Below are 20,227 nucleotides of genomic sequence, written 5' to 3'. Positions count from 1 at the left end.
GCCAGATGACACTACGCAACCGCATTTATTTCTGGGTTGGTTCTTTTGCAGCGTTCATTCTGTTTCTTATGGTATTCAGCGATATTCTGCTGCCATTCGTTGCAGGTATGGGCCTTGCATACCTACTGGATCCTGTTGCGGATTATCTGGAGGCCAAGGGGTTAAATCGCCTTATCGCGACCTTTTTGATTCTCTTGCTGTTCCTGCTGTTCTTCGTTGTGGTGCTGCTTATTCTGGGTCCGTTGATCGGAAGCCAGTTGGCGCAGTTCATTGATGACTTGCCGCAAATCGTTGCTGACCTGCAAGCGCTGCTCACCAACGTGATTGGCAAGCGGTTTCCGAATATCGCTGATATGACCGGCTTGGAGCTGCGCGATAACCTTGGAAACTTGATGGCTCAGGCCGCCACATGGCTTGGCAAGCTTCTCGCCTCTATCTGGAGCGGCGGGCAGGCGCTGCTTTCCATCGTGTCCTTGATGGTGGTTACGCCGGTTGTTGCGTTCTACTTGCTACTCGACTGGGATGATATGATCGCCCGTATCGACAGCTGGCTTCCTCGCCAGCATCAGCAGACCATTCGCGGGCTTGCCCGTCAGATGGATGACGCTGTAGCGGGCTTTGTTCGCGGGCAGGTAATGGTATGTCTGGTGCTGGGCAGCTTCTATGCCGTTGCGCTGGTTCTGGTTGGCCTAAAGTTCGGTTTGCTTATTGGCTTGACTGCAGGTCTCATCAGCTTCATTCCGTACGTTGGCGCGCTTGTGGGCTTTGTGCTCTCTATTGGCGTTGCTCTGGTACAGTTCTGGGATGATCCGCTATGGATTTTGCTCGTTCTGGCTGTGTTTGGTGCTGGCCAGTTTCTTGAGGGCAACATCCTTCAACCCAAATTGGTAGGTAAAAGTGTAGGGCTACACCCCGTCTGGCTGATGTTTGCGTTGTTCGCTTTTGGTTCTTTGATGGGATTTGTGGGGATGTTGATCGCAATTCCGGCCGCAGCGGTGGTTGGGGTACTAGCGCGATTTGCGCTCACACAATATCTTGGTAGCCCGTTTTATGCCGGTTTTGGCACAAATAATAAAAAGATGGACGATTTGGAATGACAGGATCGGCAAACCCTCAGCAGTTGCCCCTGATCTTGCCTCACGAGGAGGCTCTTGGATTAGAGGACTATCTTGTGAGTGAGGCCAACATGGCGGCCTTCAACCTGCTGACGACATGGCCTGACTGGAGCGCTCCTTATGTTGTGCTTACTGGCCCTGCGGGTTCAGGTAAGTCGCATTTGGTCAACGCGTGGCACGAGATTTCCGGCGCACAGGTGGTGAAGGCTGGTGACCTGACAGAAGAAATGGCAACCGTACTGGCAGAGTCCGGTCCTGTTGCTATTGAGGACCTGCATGACGGGTTCAATGAGCGTGCATTGTTCCATCTGTTTAATGCTGTTCGTCAGCATAGCCAGACGTTGCTTATGACATCGCGAGCGTTGCCGGTAACCTTTAACCTGACACTGCCGGACCTTGCTTCGCGCTTCCGTCTGGCAACGCCGATCGAGATTGCCGAGCCGGACGATATGCTGCTGCGTATGGTTTTGACGAAGCTGTTTGCTGATCGCCAGGTCGCGGTTGATCCAGCACTCATTGACTATCTGGTCATTCGCATTGAGCGCTCGCTTTATGCGGCAATGCAGGTGGTTGATGCCCTTGATCGCCTTGCGTTGGCAAAGGGTAAAAAAATGACACGCGCGATGGCTGCCAGTGTGCTGGACGAAATGGCGCAGGACTAAGACCTGCGTCTACCGGTAGGGTGCAAGTGCGAGTGATTTAATCCTATTATAACATCAGGCTACTATAGTGCCGCTTGGGTGTGCCTCAAAGGATCTGAAATGAACGATATGAGTGAACTAAATCATACCGATGTTCCGGATTTCGCTCCGACATCTTTTGAGGACGGTGCAGAGCTGATGTATTCCCCTAAGCGGTTCGTGAACAGGGAACTGTCTTGGCTGCAATTTAATAGGCGGGTTCTGGAAGAATCCATGAACCCTAGTCACCCTCTGCTGGAGCGCCTTCGTTTTCTCTCTATCTCGGCAAACAACCTTGATGAGTTCTTCATGGTTCGCGTTGCCGGTTTGCGTGGGCAACTGCGGGCAGGGGTGAGCAAGCTTTCTGCTGACGGTCATACCCCAACTGAACAACTTGAACGGATTGGTGATGCTGTAGGTAAGCTGCAGAGCGAGCAGCAGAGCCGCTTTCGTCAGTTGCGCACAGAGCTTGCCGACGAAGGCATCTACATTGTTCCTGCGAAAGAGCTAGGCAAGGGAGAGGCTGAGTGGCTGGAGGAGTACTTCCTCAATCACATCTTCCCTGTTCTGACGCCGCTGGCCATTGATCCTGCCCATCCGTTCCCGTTTATTCCAAACCTTGGTTTCTCACTCATTTTGGACCTTGTGTCGGTGGAAGGCGGAGCGGGCATGACTGCGCTGCTGCGTGTGCCGCCGCAGATCGGCCGCTTTGTCATTTTGCCGGAAGATAAAAGTGCAGACCGCCGCGTCATCCGCTTCGTTCCAATTGAGTCCATCATCAGCCTCTTCATTTCGCGTTTGTTCCCTGGATACAAAGTGCGCGGTAAGGGCGCGTTCCGCATCCTGCGAGACAGCGACCTTGAAATTGAAGAGGAAGCAGAAGATCTCGTACGCGTTTTTGAAAGCGCTCTGCGCCGTCGCCGCCGTGGTTCTGTCATTCGTCTGGAGATCGAAGACGGAACACCAGAGGACCTGCGTAATTTCGTAGCCAATGAGCTTGAAATCGAAGATGGCGATGAGGTGTTCCTCGTCAATGGTCTGCTCGCGTTGAATGACCTTTCTCAGCTCCTTGACGTCAAACGTCCGGATCTGAAGTTCACGAAGTTCAATGCACGTTTCCCTGAGCGCATTCGCGAGCATGGTGGCGATTGTTTTGCGGCGATCCAGCAAAAAGACATTTTGGTCCATCATCCATATGAGAGCTTCGATGTGGTGGTGCAGTTCCTTCATCAGGCTGCGCAAGACCCTGACGTTGTCGCGATCAAGCAGACCCTTTATCGGACCTCAAATAACTCGCCAATCGTCACGGCTCTGATTGAAGCTGCTGAGGCTGGTAAATCCGTTACGGCGCTGGTTGAGCTTAAGGCCCGTTTTGACGAGGCTGCAAACATTCGCTGGGCCCGGGACCTTGAACGAGCAGGTGTGCAGGTGGTCTTTGGCTTCCTTGAGCTGAAAACTCACGCCAAGCTGTCTATGGTTGTTCGCCGGGAAGGCAGCACGTTACGTACCTACTGCCATATCGGTACGGGCAACTATCACCCAATCACTGCGCGCGTATATACCGACCTGTCTTACTTTACCGCTGACCCTGCGATGGCAAGTGACGCGGCTAAGGTGTTTAATTATGTGACCGGCTACGTTGAGCCGGGTGAGTTGCAAAAAGTTGCGATTTCTCCGAAGTCCCTTCGGGCTCGCATTCTTCAGCATACCGAAGAAGAAATTGCGCATGCCAAGGCGGGCCGCCCTGCGCAGATCTGGTTGAAACTGAATTCTCTTGTCGACCTGCAAATTATCGACGCTTTGTACCGCGCAAGTCAGGCGGGCGTGCAGGTTGATCTTGTTATTCGCGGTATTTGCTGTCTGCGTCCGGGCATTCCGGGGCTTTCTGACAATATCCGCGCAAAGTCTATTGTTGGTCGCTTCCTTGAACACAGCCGCATTTATTGCTTCGGTAATGGTTGCGGTCTGCCGAGCAGAAATGCTCATGTTTACATTGGTTCGGCCGACCTTATGCCACGTAACCTCGACCGCCGTGTCGAGATTATGGTGCCAATTACCAACCCGACTGTTCACGAACAGGTTTTGGATCAGATTATGGTCGCCAATCTGGAAGACAACCAGCAGAGCTGGAACCTTCTTTCTGATGGTAGTCATGAGCGGATCGTGCCTTTGCCAGATGAAGAACCGTTCAATGCGCATCAGTTCTTTATGACGAACCCTTCCTTGTCTGGCCGTGGTAGCTCTTTGTTGAGTGACAGTCCAAAATTGCTATCGGAACGCGATACAAGTGCCTGACATATATAAACATGGCGAAGTAAGGGGCCGGTTCATCGGTGCTGGCCCGATCGCAATCATAGATATTGGTTCCAACTCCGTGCGTCTGGTGGTTTACGAGCGCCTGTCTCGTAGCCCAACCGCACTGTTTAACGAAAAAATCCTCGCGGGCCTTGGCCGCGGTGTCGGACAGACTGGTCGTCTGGAAGACGAGCGGATGCAGGTGGCGCTCAAGGCGCTCACCCGCTTCAAAAAGATCTGCGATCATATCGGCGTTACCAGCCTGAAAATTCTGGCAACTGCCGCCGCACGCGAAGCCAGCAACGGCGCCGCGTTTATCCGCGATGTTGAACGTATTTGCGGGCAGCCGGTTCTCATCCTTTCCGGCCGCGATGAAGCCTACTATTCCGCTCTTGGTGTAATTTCCGGTTTCTGGAAAGCTGATGGTGTGGTTGGTGACTTGGGTGGTGGCTCTTTGGAGCTTGTCGACCTTCAGCATGGCCGTATCGGGCAAGGCATTACATTCCCGCTTGGTGGTCTGCGTCTTCAAGATTCATCTGAACGGGATCTCGGCAAAGCTGCAAAGATTGCCAAGACCGAGCTTTCCAAAGCTGACTGGCTTACCAACGCGACGGGTCGTAATTTCTATGCGATCGGTGGTACTTGGCGTTCCTTGGGTCGTTTGCACCTGTTTCAGGAAGGCTATCCGCTGCATGTTATGCATGACTATGCAATTCCTGCGGAAGTGGCGATCGATTTCTGCGACACCATCATTAACAATGACGTCAATACACTTCCTCGCATTGAGGTGATTTCCAAGGCTCGTCGTTCGTTGCTGCCGTTTGGCGCAACTGTCATGCGCGAGACTTTGAAACAGTCTCATGCAAAGAAGGTGGTCTTCTCTGCGCTTGGTGTACGTGAAGGTCTGCTCTACGACTTGCTCTCTCAGGAAGGCAAGAAGAAGGACGCTCTACTTGTCGCATCCGAAGAGCTTAGCGAACTGCGTGCCCGCTCTCCAGAATACAGCAATGAGCTTATTCGGTGGAGTAACCAGATCATGCAGATTTCCGGTCTGGATGAGAGCGCATATGAAGCGCGTCTGCGCGAAGCTGCTTGCTATCTAGCCGATATTGGTTGGCGCGCGCACCCTGATTATCGTGGTCAGCAGTCCTTGAACATTATTAGTAATGCTGGCTTTGTTCAGGTTGATCATGCAGGTCGTGCTTACCTAGCTATGGCGGTGTTCTTCCGCCACGAAGGTATTGTTCAAGACGCGTTGTCTCCGCGCCTTCGGGCTTTGTGCAGTGACCGTCTTGCCCATCTTGCTTGCGTGATTGGTGCGATCTTTAGAGTGGCATCGCTCATCAGCGCGTCGATTTCCGGCGTTCTTGAGCGGACCTCTATGAGCCTTGTTGATGGCAAACTGACACTTACCTTGCCAAAAGATCTTTCTGACTTTGATGGCGAGCGTTTGCGTAAGCGGGTGAACCAGCTTGCGAAGCTGATGGACCTTGATGGGGACGTTCGCGTTCTTTGATAGAGCTAACGAGCTAAAGATACAAAAAGGGCGCCTGCGAATATTCGCGGCGCCTTTTTTTGTTTCTATATTTTTAAAGAGCTTACTCAGTCGGCTCTGTGTTTTGCGGGCGCTTGCCATTGCCTTCCGCTTTCGGACGCTTGTTGCGCTTAGCGGATTTGGATACTCGTTCCACTGGCTCGCCTTGTTCGCAAAGAACGATTGCGCGGCCATTGAATGCAAGAGCCACTTCACCGGCTTTCAGGCGCAGAGCAGCTTCACCGAACAATTCGCGGCGCCAGCCCTGAAGAGCCTGTACGTCTGCTTCATCGTCTGCCGCGATTTTTTCAAGATCGTCGACAGTCGCAATCACTTTAGCGGCAACGCCAAAGTCTTCGCTCTTCATCTTCAGCAGAACTTTGAGAAGGTCTACCGCAGCAGAAGAGCCATCTGGAGCAGGGCGGCCTTTTGGAATTTCTGGCAAGTCCTGTTCAGGAATAGCAAGACCGGCAGCGACTGCCTTGAGAAGCTCTGGAGCGTATTTGGACTTTTCAAACCCACGCGGAATGGCGCGCAGGTGGCCAAGTGCCTCTGTTGAGCGTGGCTGCTGCTGGGCCAGTTCATAAAGGGCATCGTCCTTCATGATACGGCTACGCGGCATGTTGCGGCTTTGCGCTTCTTTATCGCGCCATGCTGCCAGTTCTTTCAAAATGGCAAGCTCACGCGGTTTCTTTACGCGCAGTTTCAGGCGTTTCCACGCATTTAGCGGATCGGAACGGTAGGTGTCTTCCGAGGTGAGAAGTTTCATCTCATCCTCAACCCAGTGGGTTCTACCTTTTTGTTCCAACTGCTTTTTCAAGAACAGATAGATATCGCGCAGGTGCGTAACATCAGCCAGAGCGTAGGCCAGCTGCTTCTGGGTCAGCGGACGGCGCGACCAATCAGTGAAGCGGGAGGATTTATCGATCTGGTTGCCGGTTACTTTCTGCACCAGCTGGTCATAGGAGACCGAATCGCCGAAGCCGCAGACCATTGCCGCGACCTGACTGTCAAACAGAGGTGTCGGGATAATGCCGCCGAGCTTGTAAACGATCTCGACGTCCTGACGGGCTGCATGAAATACCTTTGTGACGGCTGGGTTTTTCATCAATTCGAAAAACGGGGTCAGGTCCAGACCTTCCGCCAGAGCATCGACAATGTATGCCTGCTCCGGGCTAGCCATCTGGATTAGGCAAAGCTGCGGCCAAAATGTCGTTTCCCGGAGGAATTCGGTGTCGATAGTGACAAAGTCCGAACGGGAAAGGAGTGCACAGGCTTCTTTGAGCCCTTCGCTGGAAACAATCATATTCATGGTATTGGTTCTATACTTGAGCTTGGCCCGATTGTCGCCCGAAAAACTTCACAGTTACACCGCGTATTTCGCTAATGGATAACGCGGGTAGGAGATAGCGTGATCTGTGGGCTTTAAAAGGCGGAGAAGGCCACTTCTGCGCTTTTTATGGAAAGAGTGCGTCGAAAATGCAATTTCGCTCGATTTTTCTATGGAAACTACGCTGATTTGAATAGCTCCCTTGACTTTAGCGTGACAACGTGGCTTTTCCAGCCAGCGCCTTTTATTTAAGGCACCTTTTTCTACGAGTTTTATGACTATAAGAACTATGGCAGAGGACGCTATGCATCGATATCGAAGCAACACCTGTGGAGAGTTGCGCGAAACCCACGTGGGAGAAACGGTTCGCCTGTCCGGTTGGGTACACCGTGTACGCGATCACGGCGGTCTGTTGTTCATCGACCTGCGCGATCATTATGGCATTACGCAGTGTGTGGTTGATCCGGATTCTGCAGCGTTCAAGCTTGCTGAAACAGTTCGTTCCGAATGGTGTATCCGCATCGACGGCGAAGTAAAGAAGCGCACCGAAGAGACATCCAACGCAAACCTTCCTACCGGCGCGATTGAAGTGTTCATTCGCGATATGGAAGTGCTTGGTTCTTCTCTCGAGTTGCCTCTTCCTGTGTTTGGTGAGCTGGAATACCCAGAAGACACCCGTCTGAAGTACCGCTTCCTCGACCTGCGCCGCGAAACGCTGCACAAGAACCTGATGACCCGTACCAAGATCATCAGTTCTATGCGTCGCCGCATGAACGACGCTGCGTTCAACGAGTTCCAGACCCCGATCCTGACTGCATCTTCTCCTGAAGGTGCACGCGACTTCCTGGTTCCTTCCCGTATCCATCCGGGCAAGTTCTACGCTCTGCCGCAGGCACCACAGCAGTTCAAGCAGCTGCTCATGATGTCCGGTTTTGACCGTTACTTCCAGATCGCACCATGCTTCCGCGATGAAGACCCTCGCGCAGACCGTCTGCCGGGTGAATTCTACCAGCTGGACGTTGAAATGAGCTTCGTGACTCAGGAAGACGTTCTGGAAACTATGGAGCCAGTGATCCGCGGTATCTTCGAAGAGTTTGCTGAAGGTAAGCCTGTTACTCAGGAATTCCCTCGCATTCCTTACGCAGAATCCATCCGCAAATACGGCTCTGACAAGCCTGACCTTCGTAACCCGATCGAAATGCAGGAAGTGACTGAACACTTCGCCGGTTCCGGCTTCAAAGTGTTCGCACGCATGATCGAGAACGATCCAAAGGTTCAGGTTTGGGCAATTCCTGCTCCAACCGGTGGTTCGCGTGCATTCTGTGACCGTATGAACTCCTGGGCTCAGAGCGAAGGTCAGCCTGGCCTTGGCTACATCTTCTTCCGTAAGGAAGGCGAAGTGCTTGAAGGCGCTGGTCCTATTGCGAAGAACATCGGCGCAGAACGTACTGAAGCAATCCGCACCCAGCTTGGTCTGGATGAAGGCGATGCAGTATTCTTTGCAGCAGGTGATCCGAAGAAGTTTGCAGACTTTGCAGGTAAGGCACGTACCCGCGCGGGTGAAGAGCTGAACCTCATCGACGAAGACCGCTTTGCACTTTGCTGGATCGTTGACTTCCCAATGTACGAATGGGACGAAGAGAACAAGAAGGTCGACTTCTCTCACAACCCGTTCTCCATGCCAGAAGGCGGCCTTGAAGGTCTGGAAAACACCGATCCTCTGGAACTGAACGCAGCCCAGTACGACGTTGTTTGTAACGGCTATGAAATCGGCTCCGGTGCTATCCGTAACCATCAGGTAGAGGTCATGAAAAAGGCCTTCGCTATTGCTGGTTACGACGAGAAAACTCTCGAAGAGCGTTTCGGCGGTATGATGCGCGCATTCCAGTACGGCGCACCTCCACACGGTGGTATGGCTGCTGGTGTAGACCGTATCGTTATGTTGCTGGTTGGCGCTAAGAACCTGCGCGAAGTGACCCTGTTCCCAATGAACCAGCAGGCACAGGATCTGCTGATGGGCGCTCCAAGCGAAGTGTTCCCAGCTCAGCTGCGTGACCTTCACATTCGCCTCAACCTGCCACAGAGCTAATCCTTAGCTTTTCAGGTAGAGACGGATTGCGTCTGTAAGAAAATACTAGGAAGGCGGTCGTAAGCTCTACGATCGCCTTTTTTTGTGATAATAGGTCGCGCAACGTGCCGAATGACCGAGGTTCAATTTGTTCAAGTCGCTAAAAAAGAAGTTGTTTGCTGATCCCGAAAGCGCAGCTTCGCTGATCCGAAGGTTGCTGAAGGAAAACTTCAAATCCTACCGATCCCAGTATGCCATCGCATTCTTGCTCATGGCAGTTGCAGCAGCAGCTGGTGCGGGTTCTGCCGCTATCATGAAAGACGTGATCAACGAGATCTTCATCGACCGTAACCAGACGATGGTCTACGTGATTTCGGCGACTGTTGTTACGATTTTCGTTATTCGTGGCTTGGCGACCTACGGTCAGCAAGTGGTTCTGAGCCGCATTGGTAACTCCATTGTCGCCGGCTTGCAGGAGCGAATGTACCAGAAGGTGACACGTCTGGGCGTGCGCTATTTCGACCATACCTCCTTTGGTGATCTGGCGACCCGTTTCGGTCACAACACGACGTCTGCCCGTCAGGTCATGGATATGATCATTCTGGCCGCTGGTCGCGACTTGATGTCGGTAATCGGCCTCGTTTCTGTGATGGTTTATCAGAACCCGCTTTTGAGCCTGATTTCCATGACCATCATGCCGCCAGCGGTTTTTGTGGTCTCCAAGCTCGTCAAGCGCGTGCGCAAGATTGCAAAGTCACAGTTCGTCTCCCAAACGAAAATCCTGTCGATCGTGAAAGAAACCGCGATTGGTATTCGTGTGGTCAAGTCCTTCCGCTACGAACCGGAAATGGCAGGTTCCATGAGTACGGCGGTTCGTGAGGTAGAGCAGCAGTCCAACAAGATCGCAAAGCTGACAGCTCGCACATCACCTTTGATGGAAACGCTTGGCGGCATCGCAATCGCGATGATCATCCTTTATGGCGGCTACAGCGTTATTTCTCTTGGGCAGGACCCAGGAGCATTCTTTGCATTCATTACGGCTTTGCTTCTTGCTTATGATCCGATCAAGCGCCTTGCTCGTCTTCAGGTCAACTTGAACTCGGCACTTGTTGGTGTGCGTTTGATGTACGAACTGCTCGATATGGATGAAGCAAAGGGCGGCGAAGCAGGTCTTAAAGAGCTTGAAGTTTCCAAGGGTGAGGTCAAACTGGATAACGTTGTGTTCCAGTATGGCGAAACGCCTGCCTTGGATGGCCTGTCCATGACCGCGCAGGCTGGTAAGGTAACTGCACTGGTTGGGTCTTCTGGTGCCGGTAAGTCCACCGTCTTCGCTATGATCGAGCGTTTCTACGAGCCGCAGTCCGGCGCTATCTTCATTGACGGCCAGCCGATTTGCGAAGCCTCTGTGGAATCCCTTCGTTCCAGTATTGCTATCGTTACGCAGGATACGTTCCTGTTTGATCGCAGTGTTCGCGAAAACATTGCCATTGGCCGCCCAGATGCCAGTGAAGACGAAATCATCGAAGCTGCAAAGAATGCCAACGCCCACGCCTTCATTGAAGGCTTGGATAATGGCTACGATACAATGGTAGGCGAGGGCGGCGGCCGTCTTTCAGGTGGTCAACGTCAGCGTATTGCCATTGCCCGTGCAATGCTTTCTAACGCACCGATTTTGTTGCTGGATGAGGCGACATCGGCTCTGGATGCAGAGTCTGAAAGCAAAGTTCAGTCTGCACTGGCGCGTTTGATGGAAGACCGGACGACAATCGTTATTGCCCATCGGCTTTCAACTGTTCGAAATGCAGATGTTATCCATGTCCTTGATGCCGGTAAGCTGCTTGAAAGCGGCAACCACAATGAGCTTTACAAGATGGATGGCTTCTATCGCAGGCTATGCGAACTGCAGTTCACTGAAGGTTCTGACTAGAGCTCAAAAGAAAAGGCCCCTCCAGTTTGAGGGGCCTTTTTTGTATCTCGGATATGCGAAGTGAAATGATTAGTTGCTGCGCTGTGTGACCGGAGCAGAAGCAGCTGGCTCTACCGGCTCGCCATTTACTTCCATAGAGACATTCAGCAAGCGGCCCATCATCTTAGGCGCGAACGCGATGCCCATGAATAGTTTCACGATGCTTTCTTCAGGGTCTGCTCGCACTGTCATGGTTTCCGGAGAACGGAGGAACTTCTGAATGCCGGTTGCAAGAAGAAGCTTCAACTCAGGGTCTTTGATCTCAGGAAGGAAGATCGAAGGATTAGCTGTCAGCTGCTCGGTGATCGCTTCCTCAGGAATGCCGGTTTCCTTTGACATCTGCTTTAGAATGTTTGGTGCTGCGCCCCAGTCTTCGTAGGTGACCGCTGCATTGTTGATGATGATAGAATCTGTAAACTCCAGCGGGTTTGGTGTCTTACCCATTTTCGTTGCAGCTTCGTAATCCTCGATCAGTTCAGCAGTGATGCCGCTCGCCATACCGTTGGCGTTCACAGAAAACATGTCGTCAACGATGAGTTGGAGGTAGTTGATATCCAGTAGGCCGGAAACAAGGTTCCAGCTGACTTTACTATCAACCGAGAAGGAGAGCGTTTCAGCTTCTGGGTTGAGGAATGTCATGCTGTCGGCATGCTCATCAGTTACGGGAAACTCAACGCTTTCCATTGTGAAGGCGAGATCGAATACGTCCTCGTTGCTCATGGCATCAAATGCAAGGCTAATGCTTTTGAGCGAAGATGTGATGCCTTCTGACGGGTCCTCGTAATTCAAGTTTTGAAACTGGACCAGCGTAAAAGGTAGTTCTTTCAAAGCCTCGGAAATGGTCATTTCCTTGACTTCCTCGGGCACATAGAAATCGTGAATTTCCAGCTTGTCGAAAGTCAGCTTTGTTTCATCGTCATAAAACTTCGCATCGTTGATTTTGATAATATCGATGCGTGTTTCGCCTACGACATCATTGTGAAAACCTTGGAACTCCATTGTACCTGTTTCCAAAAACAGGTTTGGATCCTCAATCGGTGAGGGGCGCATAACAAGGTCATGGACAATAAGGCTGTCGGAGGTCTCTTCGATCTCACCGAATTCCTCGATGTCAATTCCGCTTCCTTCAAACAAATTCATGTAGCTTTGCGGAAGTTGTTGTTTTTCAGTGTTCTGGGCAAGTGTTAGCCCAGTCATTGCAATGAATGCTGCAAATGCATATGCGAGCAATTTGCTAAATTTTACGCTGCTCTTAGCGGACACGGTAATACTCTTTCCTTTTTATGAATGGATAGGACATTGACCGGCGATCATTCAGCTTCGCCCGTTCTTGTTATTGGTTAAGCTTTGGCAAACAAACCTAACGCCGCGCAGCCTATCACAAACATGGTCCGCTCGTTATCCGTTCGTCGTAACGAGCTGGATAATAGCGGTAGATTTCTGGTGGTAATACGAAGTTTTGCAATTTCTTTACCTAGTTAATTGATAAAAATACGTATCCATAAAGCTGGGAGTTTTGCCGCCCGTGTCGCGCCGTTACATGATCTTTATCCGGACGATCGCTCTGGCGCTTCTCGTGTCGTTGGGGCCGCTGCTCGTAACGAATCTCGTACTTGAGAACTATGCCGAGCAACGGGCTCGAGCAGAAATGCAATCCATCGCAAAGCGCTATATTTCGCAGGCTGAGCGCGCAATCACGCAGGTTGTCTCTGCTCTTCAAGAGCTGGACGAAAACAGCGTGAACTCCTGTAGCTGGCAAAACCGACGGGCCATGGGCAACGCAGTCGGCAGTAATGTCTTTGTACATTCATTGGGACTGGCAGATGAAGCTGGCGTTCCTATGTGTGCCGTTCCAGCGAAAGCGCTTTCGGGCAGAAATCTACTGCCTGCCTATTCCGTTGATAGTCCGCGTGTTGGGCTCGGTCTCATGGATCAGGACTTCAGGGGAGTTAAAGGAGCGCGTATTTCGTGGGCCGTAGATAACGGATGGCGGCTGTTTGCCGAGATCTCTCCGCTTGTGATGGATTTGGAACCGGGCCCGGAATACCTCAGGAAAGCCAGCAATTTGCAGGTTCGTCTGGGCGCCGATGCTTTGTGGGTTCACACAAGCGTAAATTCTATGCCAGTTGCAGATGGAAGTGATGGGCCATTGTCGCTTACGCTGCGCTCGTCGCTTTATCCGATTTCCGCAAAGATAGAGAGTGATCGAGAGGCCATTCTGGAGCTGGTCTACGAGCTCAAAATCGTTGCGGCTATCGCCTGTGCTAGTGGTGCCATTTTTCTTGTGATGGTGGGCGTTTGGTTCTCTTGGCGGCCTGATAGCGAAGCAGAAGACGAATTTATAGCCGCCATTCGCAACAACGAGTTCATACCGTATTATCAGCCCGTTGTTGACATCTCGACCGGCGAGTTACTCGGCTGTGAAGTTTTGATGCGCTGGCAACAGCCCAATGGGGTGATGATACCACCGGGCAAATTTATGCCTTACGCAGAAGCGACTGGTCACATATTTGAGATGACACGCCGTTTGATGGTACAGACCATTGATGAGGTGGGCGATCTTTATTCCAGAAACCCTAAGCTGAAGCTTTCCATCAACCTCTTTGCCGGCCACTTTAACAACCGCGAGATTATTCGCGATATCAAAGAGATATATGGAGCCTCCCAAATACCTCTTTCCCAGATCGTGCTTGAGGTGACAGAGCGCCAACCGCTTCAAAACGTCGATCTGGCGCGTAAAATCATTGCCGAACTTCAGTCTATGGAAGTACGCGTTGCTCTTGATGATGTAGGTACGGGCCACGGCGGTTTGGCTTACCTGCAAAAGCTCGGGGTCGATATCGTAAAGATCGACCGTATGTTCGTGGACCCGCTTGGGACGGACCAGAGTGCTTCCAGTATTGCCGTATCGATTGTGGAACTGGCAGATAATCTCAATATGGGCATCATAGCTGAGGGCGTGGAAACCTATACGCAAATGAAAGCTCTTGAAAAGCTGGGTGTTAGCGAAGCTCAAGGTTACCTGTTCGCAAAGCCATTACCGGTAGATGATTATCTGCTTCTTGCTCATCAAATAGAGACGGGGACCTATAATCCTGTTGGGGCGGTACTTGAGAAGCAGCTTGCTTTGGAAGCAGAGCGCCTTGCAGCAGAAGAAGGTGGGGCAAATGAAGATCAGTCTCAACCCGCTGCCTAATTAAGAAACATCGCTTAGACCCGCTCGTGATTTGGTGGCGAAGCTGTCACTCGATAAGCATGAAATGCGGCTGCGGTGATAACCTTATATTATTCCATAATCAAATAGAGCGTTGTTCTCGTACTAATGCAGGATATTTGAACGTGTTAGGTCTATTGGATCACCGTGGATTGCTTTCATGGAAAGTGGTGAGGTGCGGCACAATGCTTATTGTATTATCTCGCATGTGTAAGTACCTAGGTTTGTGTTTGCGTGGATTCGAGCCTGCCTGATTAAGAGACGCTGCATTCAGCGTCCTCTACGTTCTAAGGATTGTTCCTCTTGTGGAATAGGTTTTTACTTCCGCGCAAATTTGATCTGCTGTGGGCCTTAGCTCGGTTCAATTTCTACGCTAAAACTGTAGCAGCTAGAATGTTTCGTTCCGATGGAGTTGGATAGTCATATGAATGTGGTGATGAAAGGTGAAGAGCTGATGGAGGCACTTCCGGCAAACGTGTTTGCAGAGAAGGTGACTGAGGTTCAACATTACACGGACCGTCTGTTCCGGTTTCGTATCACCCGTCCGGCTAGTTTCCGTTTCCGCTCTGGCGAATTCGTCATGATTGGCCTTATGGTTGATGGCAAGCCAATCTACCGTGCCTATTCAATTGCCAGCCCTTCTTGGGATGAGGAAATCGAGTTCTTCTCTATCAAGGTACCGGGTGGCCCGCTCACTCAGCATCTCCAGAAGATTGAAATCGGCGACGTCATTTTGATGAAGAAGAAGCCTACCGGAACGCTCGTCAATGATGCTCTCATTCCTGGTAAGCGGCTCTACATGTTCTCTACCGGCACCGGTATTGCTCCGTTTGCCAGCATTATTCGCGATCCAGAGACCTATGAAAAGTTCGAGGATGTCATCCTCACTCATACTTGCCGTGAGGTTTCTGAGTTGAAGTACGGTCAGGATCTTGTGGCACAGATCAAGGATGATCCGCTAATCGGCGAAATGGCAGAGGGTAAACTGCGTTTGTTCAACTCCGTTACCCGTGATGATTTTCCTATCAAGGGACGGATTACCGATCTGATCGAGAACGGTAAGCTTTTTGAGGAACTTGGCGTACCCCCGCTCGACCCTGCTGTAGATCGCGGCATGATTTGTGGTTCCATGGAGATGATCCGTGATACCAAGATTTTGCTGGAAGAGCGCGGCCTGACAGAAGGCGCAAACAACCGTCCGGCAGAGTTTGTGGTTGAAAGGGCTTTTGTGGGCTAGGGGCCTGCTGCCACTTCCTTTATTAAAGCCTATCGGTTTTTCATTTGAACGGGGCGCTGCGTGCTAGAAGAAAAGGTATTGAACTATCTTAAGAACGCCGCAGCGTACTACCTCTCACGATATCCCTCCACACAGCAAAACCTATCTCGTGTTCTCACCCGCAAATTGAAAAAGCGTATGCAAGAGCGTGAGTGGGAACTGGATGATCCATCTGCTCTGATAGAGCAGGTGGTTTTGTGGTGTTCAGAGCATGGTTTTGTTGATGATGAAGCTTATTGCCAGTCTCGCATTCGGGTTGGTCAGACCAAGGGAAAGTCTCAAGCGCGTCTATCGCAGGAACTTGTTTTCAAAGGTGCGGACAAGGACGTGGTCAGCAGTGCCCTTGAAGAGAGTGAGCACGACGATCAAAAGGCCGCGCTTTACTATGCCCGCAGGCGGGGACTAGGTCCATTTGCCCGCAAGGATCGGGAAGAAAAGCACGACAAGCATCTTGCCAGTCTCTTAAGAGCCGGTTTTTCCTATAGTCTTGCTAAACAGACACTAGAGTACAGCTTTGATGAAGCTCAGGATATTCTTCTAGGTTTTCCAGCTGATTAATACTGCATTTAAAAAGTCAGAAGTTGTCCTGTGATTGTCGTTTGTTAGATTTTTATGCTCTGATAATGTAATGTGAACTGAAATTACCCCGTTTAGAAGGGTGAATATGTTCGTATCTTCTGTGAAAACCTTTCCTTTGCGCTCTGCTGTGTTCGGCTCTATTTCGGCATTTGCTGCTCTATTCCTCGCTGGCGGATACGTCTTTGCTCAGCAAAATAGCCAGCCCATAGATAGTGCTCCGAATGTGGAAGCTCCCGCTGAAGAATTGGTTGTTGAGACCCCGCAGGATCGGTCGGGTACCTGCGAAACTATTCTAGAAGATTTCGCCAAACCTCTATCTCCCAAAAACTGGCTAACCAAGCGCATGGTGCCAAAGGAAGACTTTACTCTGCAAGGCATCAACGTACGTGAGGGCGGGCAGGCGCTTGCTATCAGTATCACTGGTGATGATATTGTTGATGCGGAGGGAAAGCTTAAACACGAGATTTGGGAGGCGAACGAGAAGCGTTGCAACTTCGGAGATGAGGTTTGGTATTCCTTCAGCTTCCTCATCAAAGGAACGGTTTGGCGAAGCGGTAGTACGCGCTGGGTCATCGGCCAGTGGAAAGAGGAGTCCGGCGGTAGTCCGTTCCTTGCGCAGCGCTATGACAATGGCGTTTTTCACATCACCGTTCAGCACAATGATAAACGTCTTCTGGTTGCCAAGTCCGATGGTGACCAGTATCTCGACTTCGATCGTTTTTCTAATGAAATGAAGCAGTTACTTCTGCTTGATGACTACGGCTTCCGCAAAAAAGAAGACGCTTCCATTTCCTATGAGGATTATTTGGACCAACAGCTTCGCCGCTCCGAGTTTAACAAGGCGATTCAAACGCAGAACGTCAAAGCCTTCCCGTTTTTGACTGACAAAGAAAAATATAGTCAGGACCCTGACGTAAAGATTGAAATATCGGCCAATCCCAACTTGCCGGATCCATCAAAGGGATGGGTTGATATGCGCTATCGTATCAAAGGCGATCGGAAAGGCGGTGCTCTCATTGAAATATGGGCCAATGGAAACTTTATCGCCCGCGTTACAGGGTCTGTCGGCAATGATGATTTCACCGGCCCAACACAATATTTCAAGTTCGGGCACTATCGCGACCCTGACCGCAAAGATCTGGATTCTGTCGTTTATCTGGACCGCTTCAAGCGAGGGCCGAAGCGGTCCGATGTCGATTGATATGCTTTAGAAGAGACCTTCGATGTTGCCGTTCGCATCAAGGCCGATGGTTTCGGCTGCAGGATGACGTGGCAAACCTGGCATGGTCAAAACTTCACCAGTCAGCACTACGATGAATCCAGCACCTGCACAAAGGCGGACACTGCGAATATCAAGCGTATGACCCGTTGGTGCACCATAGGCCTTCTGATCGGTAGAGAAGGAATATGGTGTCTTGGCAATACATACTGGTAGGTGGCCGTAGCCTTCAGCTTCCCATTTTTTTAGCTGGGATTTGACCGATGGCGCAGCAGTGATCTCATCGGCGCGGTAAATGCGCGTCGCGATTGTCTTCACTTTTTCAAGGATAGGGAGGTCATCTCGGTAAAGCGGTGCGAACTGCGCCTGAGTGCTTTCCAGCAGCGTTGTAACGTGGCGAGCCAGATCAAGTGCGCCCTCTGAGCCTTTGGCCCAATGTTCGCAGATGATGGTTTCAACGCCCAGTTCGCGGGTGATTTCCTGCAGAGCCTGCATTTCCTCAGCACTATCGCCGGAGAAGCGGTTGAGAGCCACAACAACAGGAAGACCGAACTGCTTAACGTTCAGGATATGGCGAGCAAGGTTTGCGCTGCCTTTCTTCAAGGCTTCTACATCGGTGTTGCCAAGGTCAGCTTTTGCGACACCACCGTGCATTTTTAGCGCACGAATTGTTGCGACCAGCACCACGGCATCAGGGGTAAGGCCTGCCTGACGGCATTTGATGTCGAAGAATTTTTCAGCGCCAAGGTCCGCGCCAAAACCTGCTTCTGTAACAGTGAAGTCAGAGGTGCGCAGCGCAGTTTTGGTTGCAATTACTGAGTTACAGCCATGCGCGATGTTGGCGAACGGGCCACCGTGAATGAGAGCAGGGTTGTTTTCCAGTGTCTGTACAAGGTTTGGCTGGAATGCCTCTTTAAGCAGCACAGCCATAGCGCCATCTGCTTTCAGGTCCTTACAAGTCACAGCGGTTTTATCGTGCTTGTAGGCAATAACGATTTTGCCGAGGCGCTCTTGAAGGTCTTCAAGGCTTTCTGCAAGGCACAGGATCGCCATTACTTCGGAGGCAACTGTGATATCGAAGCCGGATTCAGTCGGGTAGCCGTTGGTTACGCCGCCCAGACCAGTTGTGATTGAGCGCAATGCGCGATCGTTCATATCAACCACACGGCGCCATACAATGCGGCGCTGATCAATACCGAGTTCGTTACCCCAGTAGATATGGTTGTCGATCATCGCGCTGAGAAGGTTATGCGCTGCTGTGATGGCGTGAAGGTCTCCGGTGAAGTGAAGATTGATATCTTCCATCGGTACGACCTGTGCATGGCCGCCGCCAGCTGCGCCGCCTTTCATGCCAAAGCATGGACCAAGAGATGGTTCGCGCAGGCAGATGGTTGTCTTCTTGCCAAGCTTGTTCATGGCATCGCCAAGACCAACGGTCGTGGTGGTTTTCCCTTCGCCGGCAGCCGTCGGAGAAATAGCGGTCACCAACACCAGCTTTCCAAAAGGCTTATCAGAGAGGCTCGCTACATAATCATTAGCGATTTTTGCCTTGGAGCGTCCATAAGGCTCCAGAGCAGAGGCTGGAATATCCAGCTTTGCGGCAATCTCTTCCATTGGTCGAAGGGTGGCGGCACGGGCAATTTCAATATCGCTCATTCACTAGTTCCGGCTTTGTGTCGGTTTGGGTCAGTCGCATTCTTACGGTGATAGCGACGATCTAGATATGACGCATCTATAGTGAGAGCGGAAAAGAACACAAGAATTGGGTTAAGGTTTTACAGTTTCTCTTTTTAAGAGTGGATGAGATACTCTCAAAAATCTATTTGTAACGGTGGGTAGACGCTGCGTAGAAAGTGGTTCTAGTTGTCTTGCTGCACGCAATAGGATAGCTGTCGAATCCTGCGCATTTTAGGATTGTAATCCCATGTATATTTATGAGAGCGCCGCGTTGCTCACTGCGTTCTGCTGGGCAATCGGGGGCATGATTTCCTCTCGGCCTGCCGGTTATCTCGGTGCAATCGGCTTCAACTGTCTGCGTATGTGGATGGTTACGGCTATGCTGGCGGTGTTTGCTACCATTGCCGGTCTTTGGGGTACGGTCGATGTTAGCTTGGCTACGCCGATTATCCTTTCCGGGTTTATCGGCATTTTCCTTGGCGATACCGCGCTCTTTTTGACCTTGAACCGCCTTGGGCCGCGCCGAACAGCGATCATCTATTCCATCAATGCGCCAATGACTGTGCTTTTGGGCTGGATGGTGCTGGATGAGGCGCTTTCCATGCAGGCGTTGCTTGGTATCCTCGTCGTCTTTTCCGGTGTTGTTCTGGCTATTGTGTTTGGTAAGCGCCGTGCGCAGCTTCACCATTGGGAAGCGGTAAAGGGGCCAATCTGGATTGGTCTCAGCTTTGGTTTTGTAGCCGCTCTATGTCAGGCTATCGGGTCCATTCTTATCCGCCCGGTTATGGATAGCGGTGCCGACCCAACTGCTGTTGCTGCTATGCGCTGTCTGATCGCTTCCATGTGTTTGACGATCATGATGCAGCTGCCGTGGGCTGCTATCAAAATGCAGAATAAGCCAACTCTGCGTACTCTTGGCCGTACAGCTCTTTCCGGTTTTGTGGGAATGGGCTTGGGTATGACGTTGTTCCTCTTTGCGCTTTCCGGCGGTGAGGTGGGCGTTATTACAACGCTTTCAGCAACAAGCCCTGTGCTGATGTTGCCAGTGTTGTGGCTGCTGACCAAAGAGACGCCGGCAGTAGGCGCATGGATTGGTGCGGCGCTTGTTGTTCTTGGCTGCGGTTTGATCTTTATGGATTAAACGAGCGTTCAACCGTGACAAATTTTAAGGCCCTCCAACGCGGTTGCAGGGCCTTTTTGTTTGTTTGGTGTGTTTAGGAAGAAATTCAAAAAACTATTTTATGTATTTGAATTATATGAATTTTCTGAAGAGT

At 51.3% G+C, this 20,227-nt stretch carries 14 protein-coding genes; 11 read left to right on the top strand and 3 right to left on the bottom strand.

Going from position 1 to position 20,227, the window contains the following annotated elements; translation table 11 throughout:
* Window positions 1-5: 5 nt before the first annotated feature.
* The 4 genes from E1162_RS10125 to ppx all read left to right on the top strand — a co-directional run bounded on the left by E1162_RS10125 (window position 6) and on the right by ppx (window position 5,606).
* On the top strand, window positions 6-1,097 hold the full coding sequence (locus E1162_RS10125) for an AI-2E family transporter (RefSeq protein WP_155130291.1): 1,092 nt from the start codon (window positions 6-8) through the stop codon (window positions 1,095-1,097).
* Window positions 1,094-1,777, top strand: coding sequence for a P-loop NTPase family protein (locus E1162_RS10120; RefSeq protein WP_155130289.1), 684 nt, complete (start codon window positions 1,094-1,096; stop codon window positions 1,775-1,777). Before E1162_RS10125 ends, E1162_RS10120 begins: the two co-directional genes overlap by 4 nt.
* 108 nt (window positions 1,778-1,885) lie before the next feature.
* A complete protein-coding gene (locus E1162_RS10115) occupies window positions 1,886-4,090 on the top strand; it encodes an RNA degradosome polyphosphate kinase (protein WP_371311896.1) in 2,205 nt (734 codons plus the stop codon).
* Window positions 4,083-5,606 carry an exopolyphosphatase gene (gene ppx, locus E1162_RS10110; RefSeq protein ID WP_371311892.1) on the top strand — a complete coding sequence of 508 codons (1,524 nt, stop codon included), beginning with the start codon at window positions 4,083-4,085 and terminating at the stop codon, window positions 5,604-5,606. The genes E1162_RS10115 and ppx overlap by 8 nt, the downstream gene beginning before the upstream one ends.
* A gap of 82 nt (window positions 5,607-5,688) precedes the next feature.
* On the opposite strand, the gene rnd is transcribed toward ppx, so the two are convergent.
* Window positions 5,689-6,930 carry a ribonuclease D gene (gene rnd, locus E1162_RS10105; RefSeq protein WP_257098902.1) on the bottom strand — a complete coding sequence of 414 codons (1,242 nt, stop codon included), beginning with the start codon at window positions 6,928-6,930 and terminating at the stop codon, window positions 5,689-5,691.
* Between the two features lie 328 nt (window positions 6,931-7,258).
* On the opposite strand from rnd, the gene aspS reads away from it, so the two are divergent.
* A complete protein-coding gene (gene aspS / locus E1162_RS10100; RefSeq protein ID WP_155130283.1) occupies window positions 7,259-9,043 on the top strand; it encodes an aspartate--tRNA ligase in 1,785 nt (594 codons plus the stop codon).
* Between the two features lie 127 nt (window positions 9,044-9,170).
* The gene (locus E1162_RS10095) at window positions 9,171-10,949 is read left to right on the top strand and encodes an ABC transporter ATP-binding protein (RefSeq protein WP_155130281.1); all 1,779 of its coding nucleotides are present in this window, start codon (window positions 9,171-9,173) and stop codon (window positions 10,947-10,949) included.
* 69 nt (window positions 10,950-11,018) lie between these two features.
* Here the strand turns inward: E1162_RS10095 and E1162_RS10090 are convergent, their stop codons facing one another.
* Complete coding sequence (locus tag E1162_RS10090) at window positions 11,019-12,185, bottom strand: aq_1923 C-terminal domain (protein WP_155130279.1); 1,167 nt, start codon at window positions 12,183-12,185, stop codon at window positions 11,019-11,021.
* A 328-nt stretch (window positions 12,186-12,513) separates the two neighbouring features.
* Here E1162_RS10090 and E1162_RS10085 point away from each other — a divergent pair, with 328 nt between their 5' ends.
* The 4 genes from E1162_RS10085 (at window position 12,514) to E1162_RS10070 (ending at window position 17,258) form a co-directional block, all read left to right on the top strand.
* On the top strand, window positions 12,514-14,184 hold the full coding sequence (locus tag E1162_RS10085) for an EAL domain-containing protein (RefSeq protein ID WP_371311891.1): 1,671 nt from the start codon (window positions 12,514-12,516) through the stop codon (window positions 14,182-14,184).
* A gap of 442 nt (window positions 14,185-14,626) precedes the next feature.
* The gene (locus E1162_RS10080; RefSeq protein ID WP_155130277.1) at window positions 14,627-15,439 is read left to right on the top strand and encodes a ferredoxin--NADP reductase; all 813 of its coding nucleotides are present in this window, start codon (window positions 14,627-14,629) and stop codon (window positions 15,437-15,439) included.
* 177 nt (window positions 15,440-15,616) lie between these two features.
* Entirely contained in the window at window positions 15,617-16,036 is a 420-nt protein-coding gene (locus E1162_RS10075) for a regulatory protein RecX (RefSeq protein WP_155130275.1), read from the top strand.
* A gap of 106 nt (window positions 16,037-16,142) precedes the next feature.
* Entirely contained in the window at window positions 16,143-17,258 is a 1,116-nt protein-coding gene (locus E1162_RS10070) for a heparin lyase I family protein (protein ID WP_155130273.1), read from the top strand.
* 6 nt (window positions 17,259-17,264) lie between these two features.
* Here the strand turns inward: E1162_RS10070 and E1162_RS10065 are convergent, their stop codons facing one another.
* A complete protein-coding gene (locus tag E1162_RS10065) occupies window positions 17,265-18,932 on the bottom strand; it encodes a formate--tetrahydrofolate ligase (RefSeq protein WP_155130271.1) in 1,668 nt (555 codons plus the stop codon).
* A 268-nt stretch (window positions 18,933-19,200) separates the two neighbouring features.
* Here E1162_RS10065 and E1162_RS10060 point away from each other — a divergent pair, with 268 nt between their 5' ends.
* Window positions 19,201-20,094 (top strand): DMT family transporter, encoded by an 894-nt coding sequence (locus E1162_RS10060; protein ID WP_155130269.1) that lies wholly within the window; start codon window positions 19,201-19,203, stop codon window positions 20,092-20,094.
* The last annotated feature ends 133 nt before the right edge of the window (window positions 20,095-20,227 follow it).

Origin of the sequence: Pseudovibrio flavus, from assembly GCF_009711345.1 — a bacterium.
Classification (GTDB): Bacteria; Pseudomonadota; Alphaproteobacteria; order Rhizobiales; family Stappiaceae; genus Pseudovibrio; species Pseudovibrio flavus.
The sequence above is the reverse complement of the archived record's forward strand: the minus strand, read 5'-3'. Positions and strand labels throughout refer to the sequence as shown.

What these genes read in the sequence shown, in the direction of transcription:
- E1162_RS10125 (WP_155130291.1), top strand. Translation starts at nt 6, where the DNA reads ATGACACTACGCAACCGCATTTATTTCTGGGTTGGTTCTTTTGCAGCG.
- E1162_RS10120 (WP_155130289.1), top strand. Translation starts at nt 1,094, where the DNA reads ATGACAGGATCGGCAAACCCTCAGCAGTTGCCCCTGATCTTGCCTCAC.
- E1162_RS10115 (WP_371311896.1), top strand. Translation starts at nt 1,886, where the DNA reads ATGAGTGAACTAAATCATACCGATGTTCCGGATTTCGCTCCGACATCT.
- rnd (WP_257098902.1), bottom strand. Translation starts at nt 6,930, where the DNA reads ATGATTGTTTCCAGCGAAGGGCTCAAAGAAGCCTGTGCACTCCTTTCC.
- aspS (WP_155130283.1), top strand. Translation starts at nt 7,259, where the DNA reads ATGCATCGATATCGAAGCAACACCTGTGGAGAGTTGCGCGAAACCCAC.
- E1162_RS10090 (WP_155130279.1), bottom strand. Translation starts at nt 12,185, where the DNA reads ATGACTGGGCTAACACTTGCCCAGAACACTGAAAAACAACAACTTCCG.
- E1162_RS10080 (WP_155130277.1), top strand. Translation starts at nt 14,627, where the DNA reads ATGAATGTGGTGATGAAAGGTGAAGAGCTGATGGAGGCACTTCCGGCA.
- E1162_RS10075 (WP_155130275.1), top strand. Translation starts at nt 15,617, where the DNA reads ATGCAAGAGCGTGAGTGGGAACTGGATGATCCATCTGCTCTGATAGAG.
- E1162_RS10070 (WP_155130273.1), top strand. Translation starts at nt 16,143, where the DNA reads ATGTTCGTATCTTCTGTGAAAACCTTTCCTTTGCGCTCTGCTGTGTTC.
- E1162_RS10065 (WP_155130271.1), bottom strand. Translation starts at nt 18,932, where the DNA reads ATGAGCGATATTGAAATTGCCCGTGCCGCCACCCTTCGACCAATGGAA.
- E1162_RS10060 (WP_155130269.1), top strand. Translation starts at nt 19,201, where the DNA reads ATGTATATTTATGAGAGCGCCGCGTTGCTCACTGCGTTCTGCTGGGCA.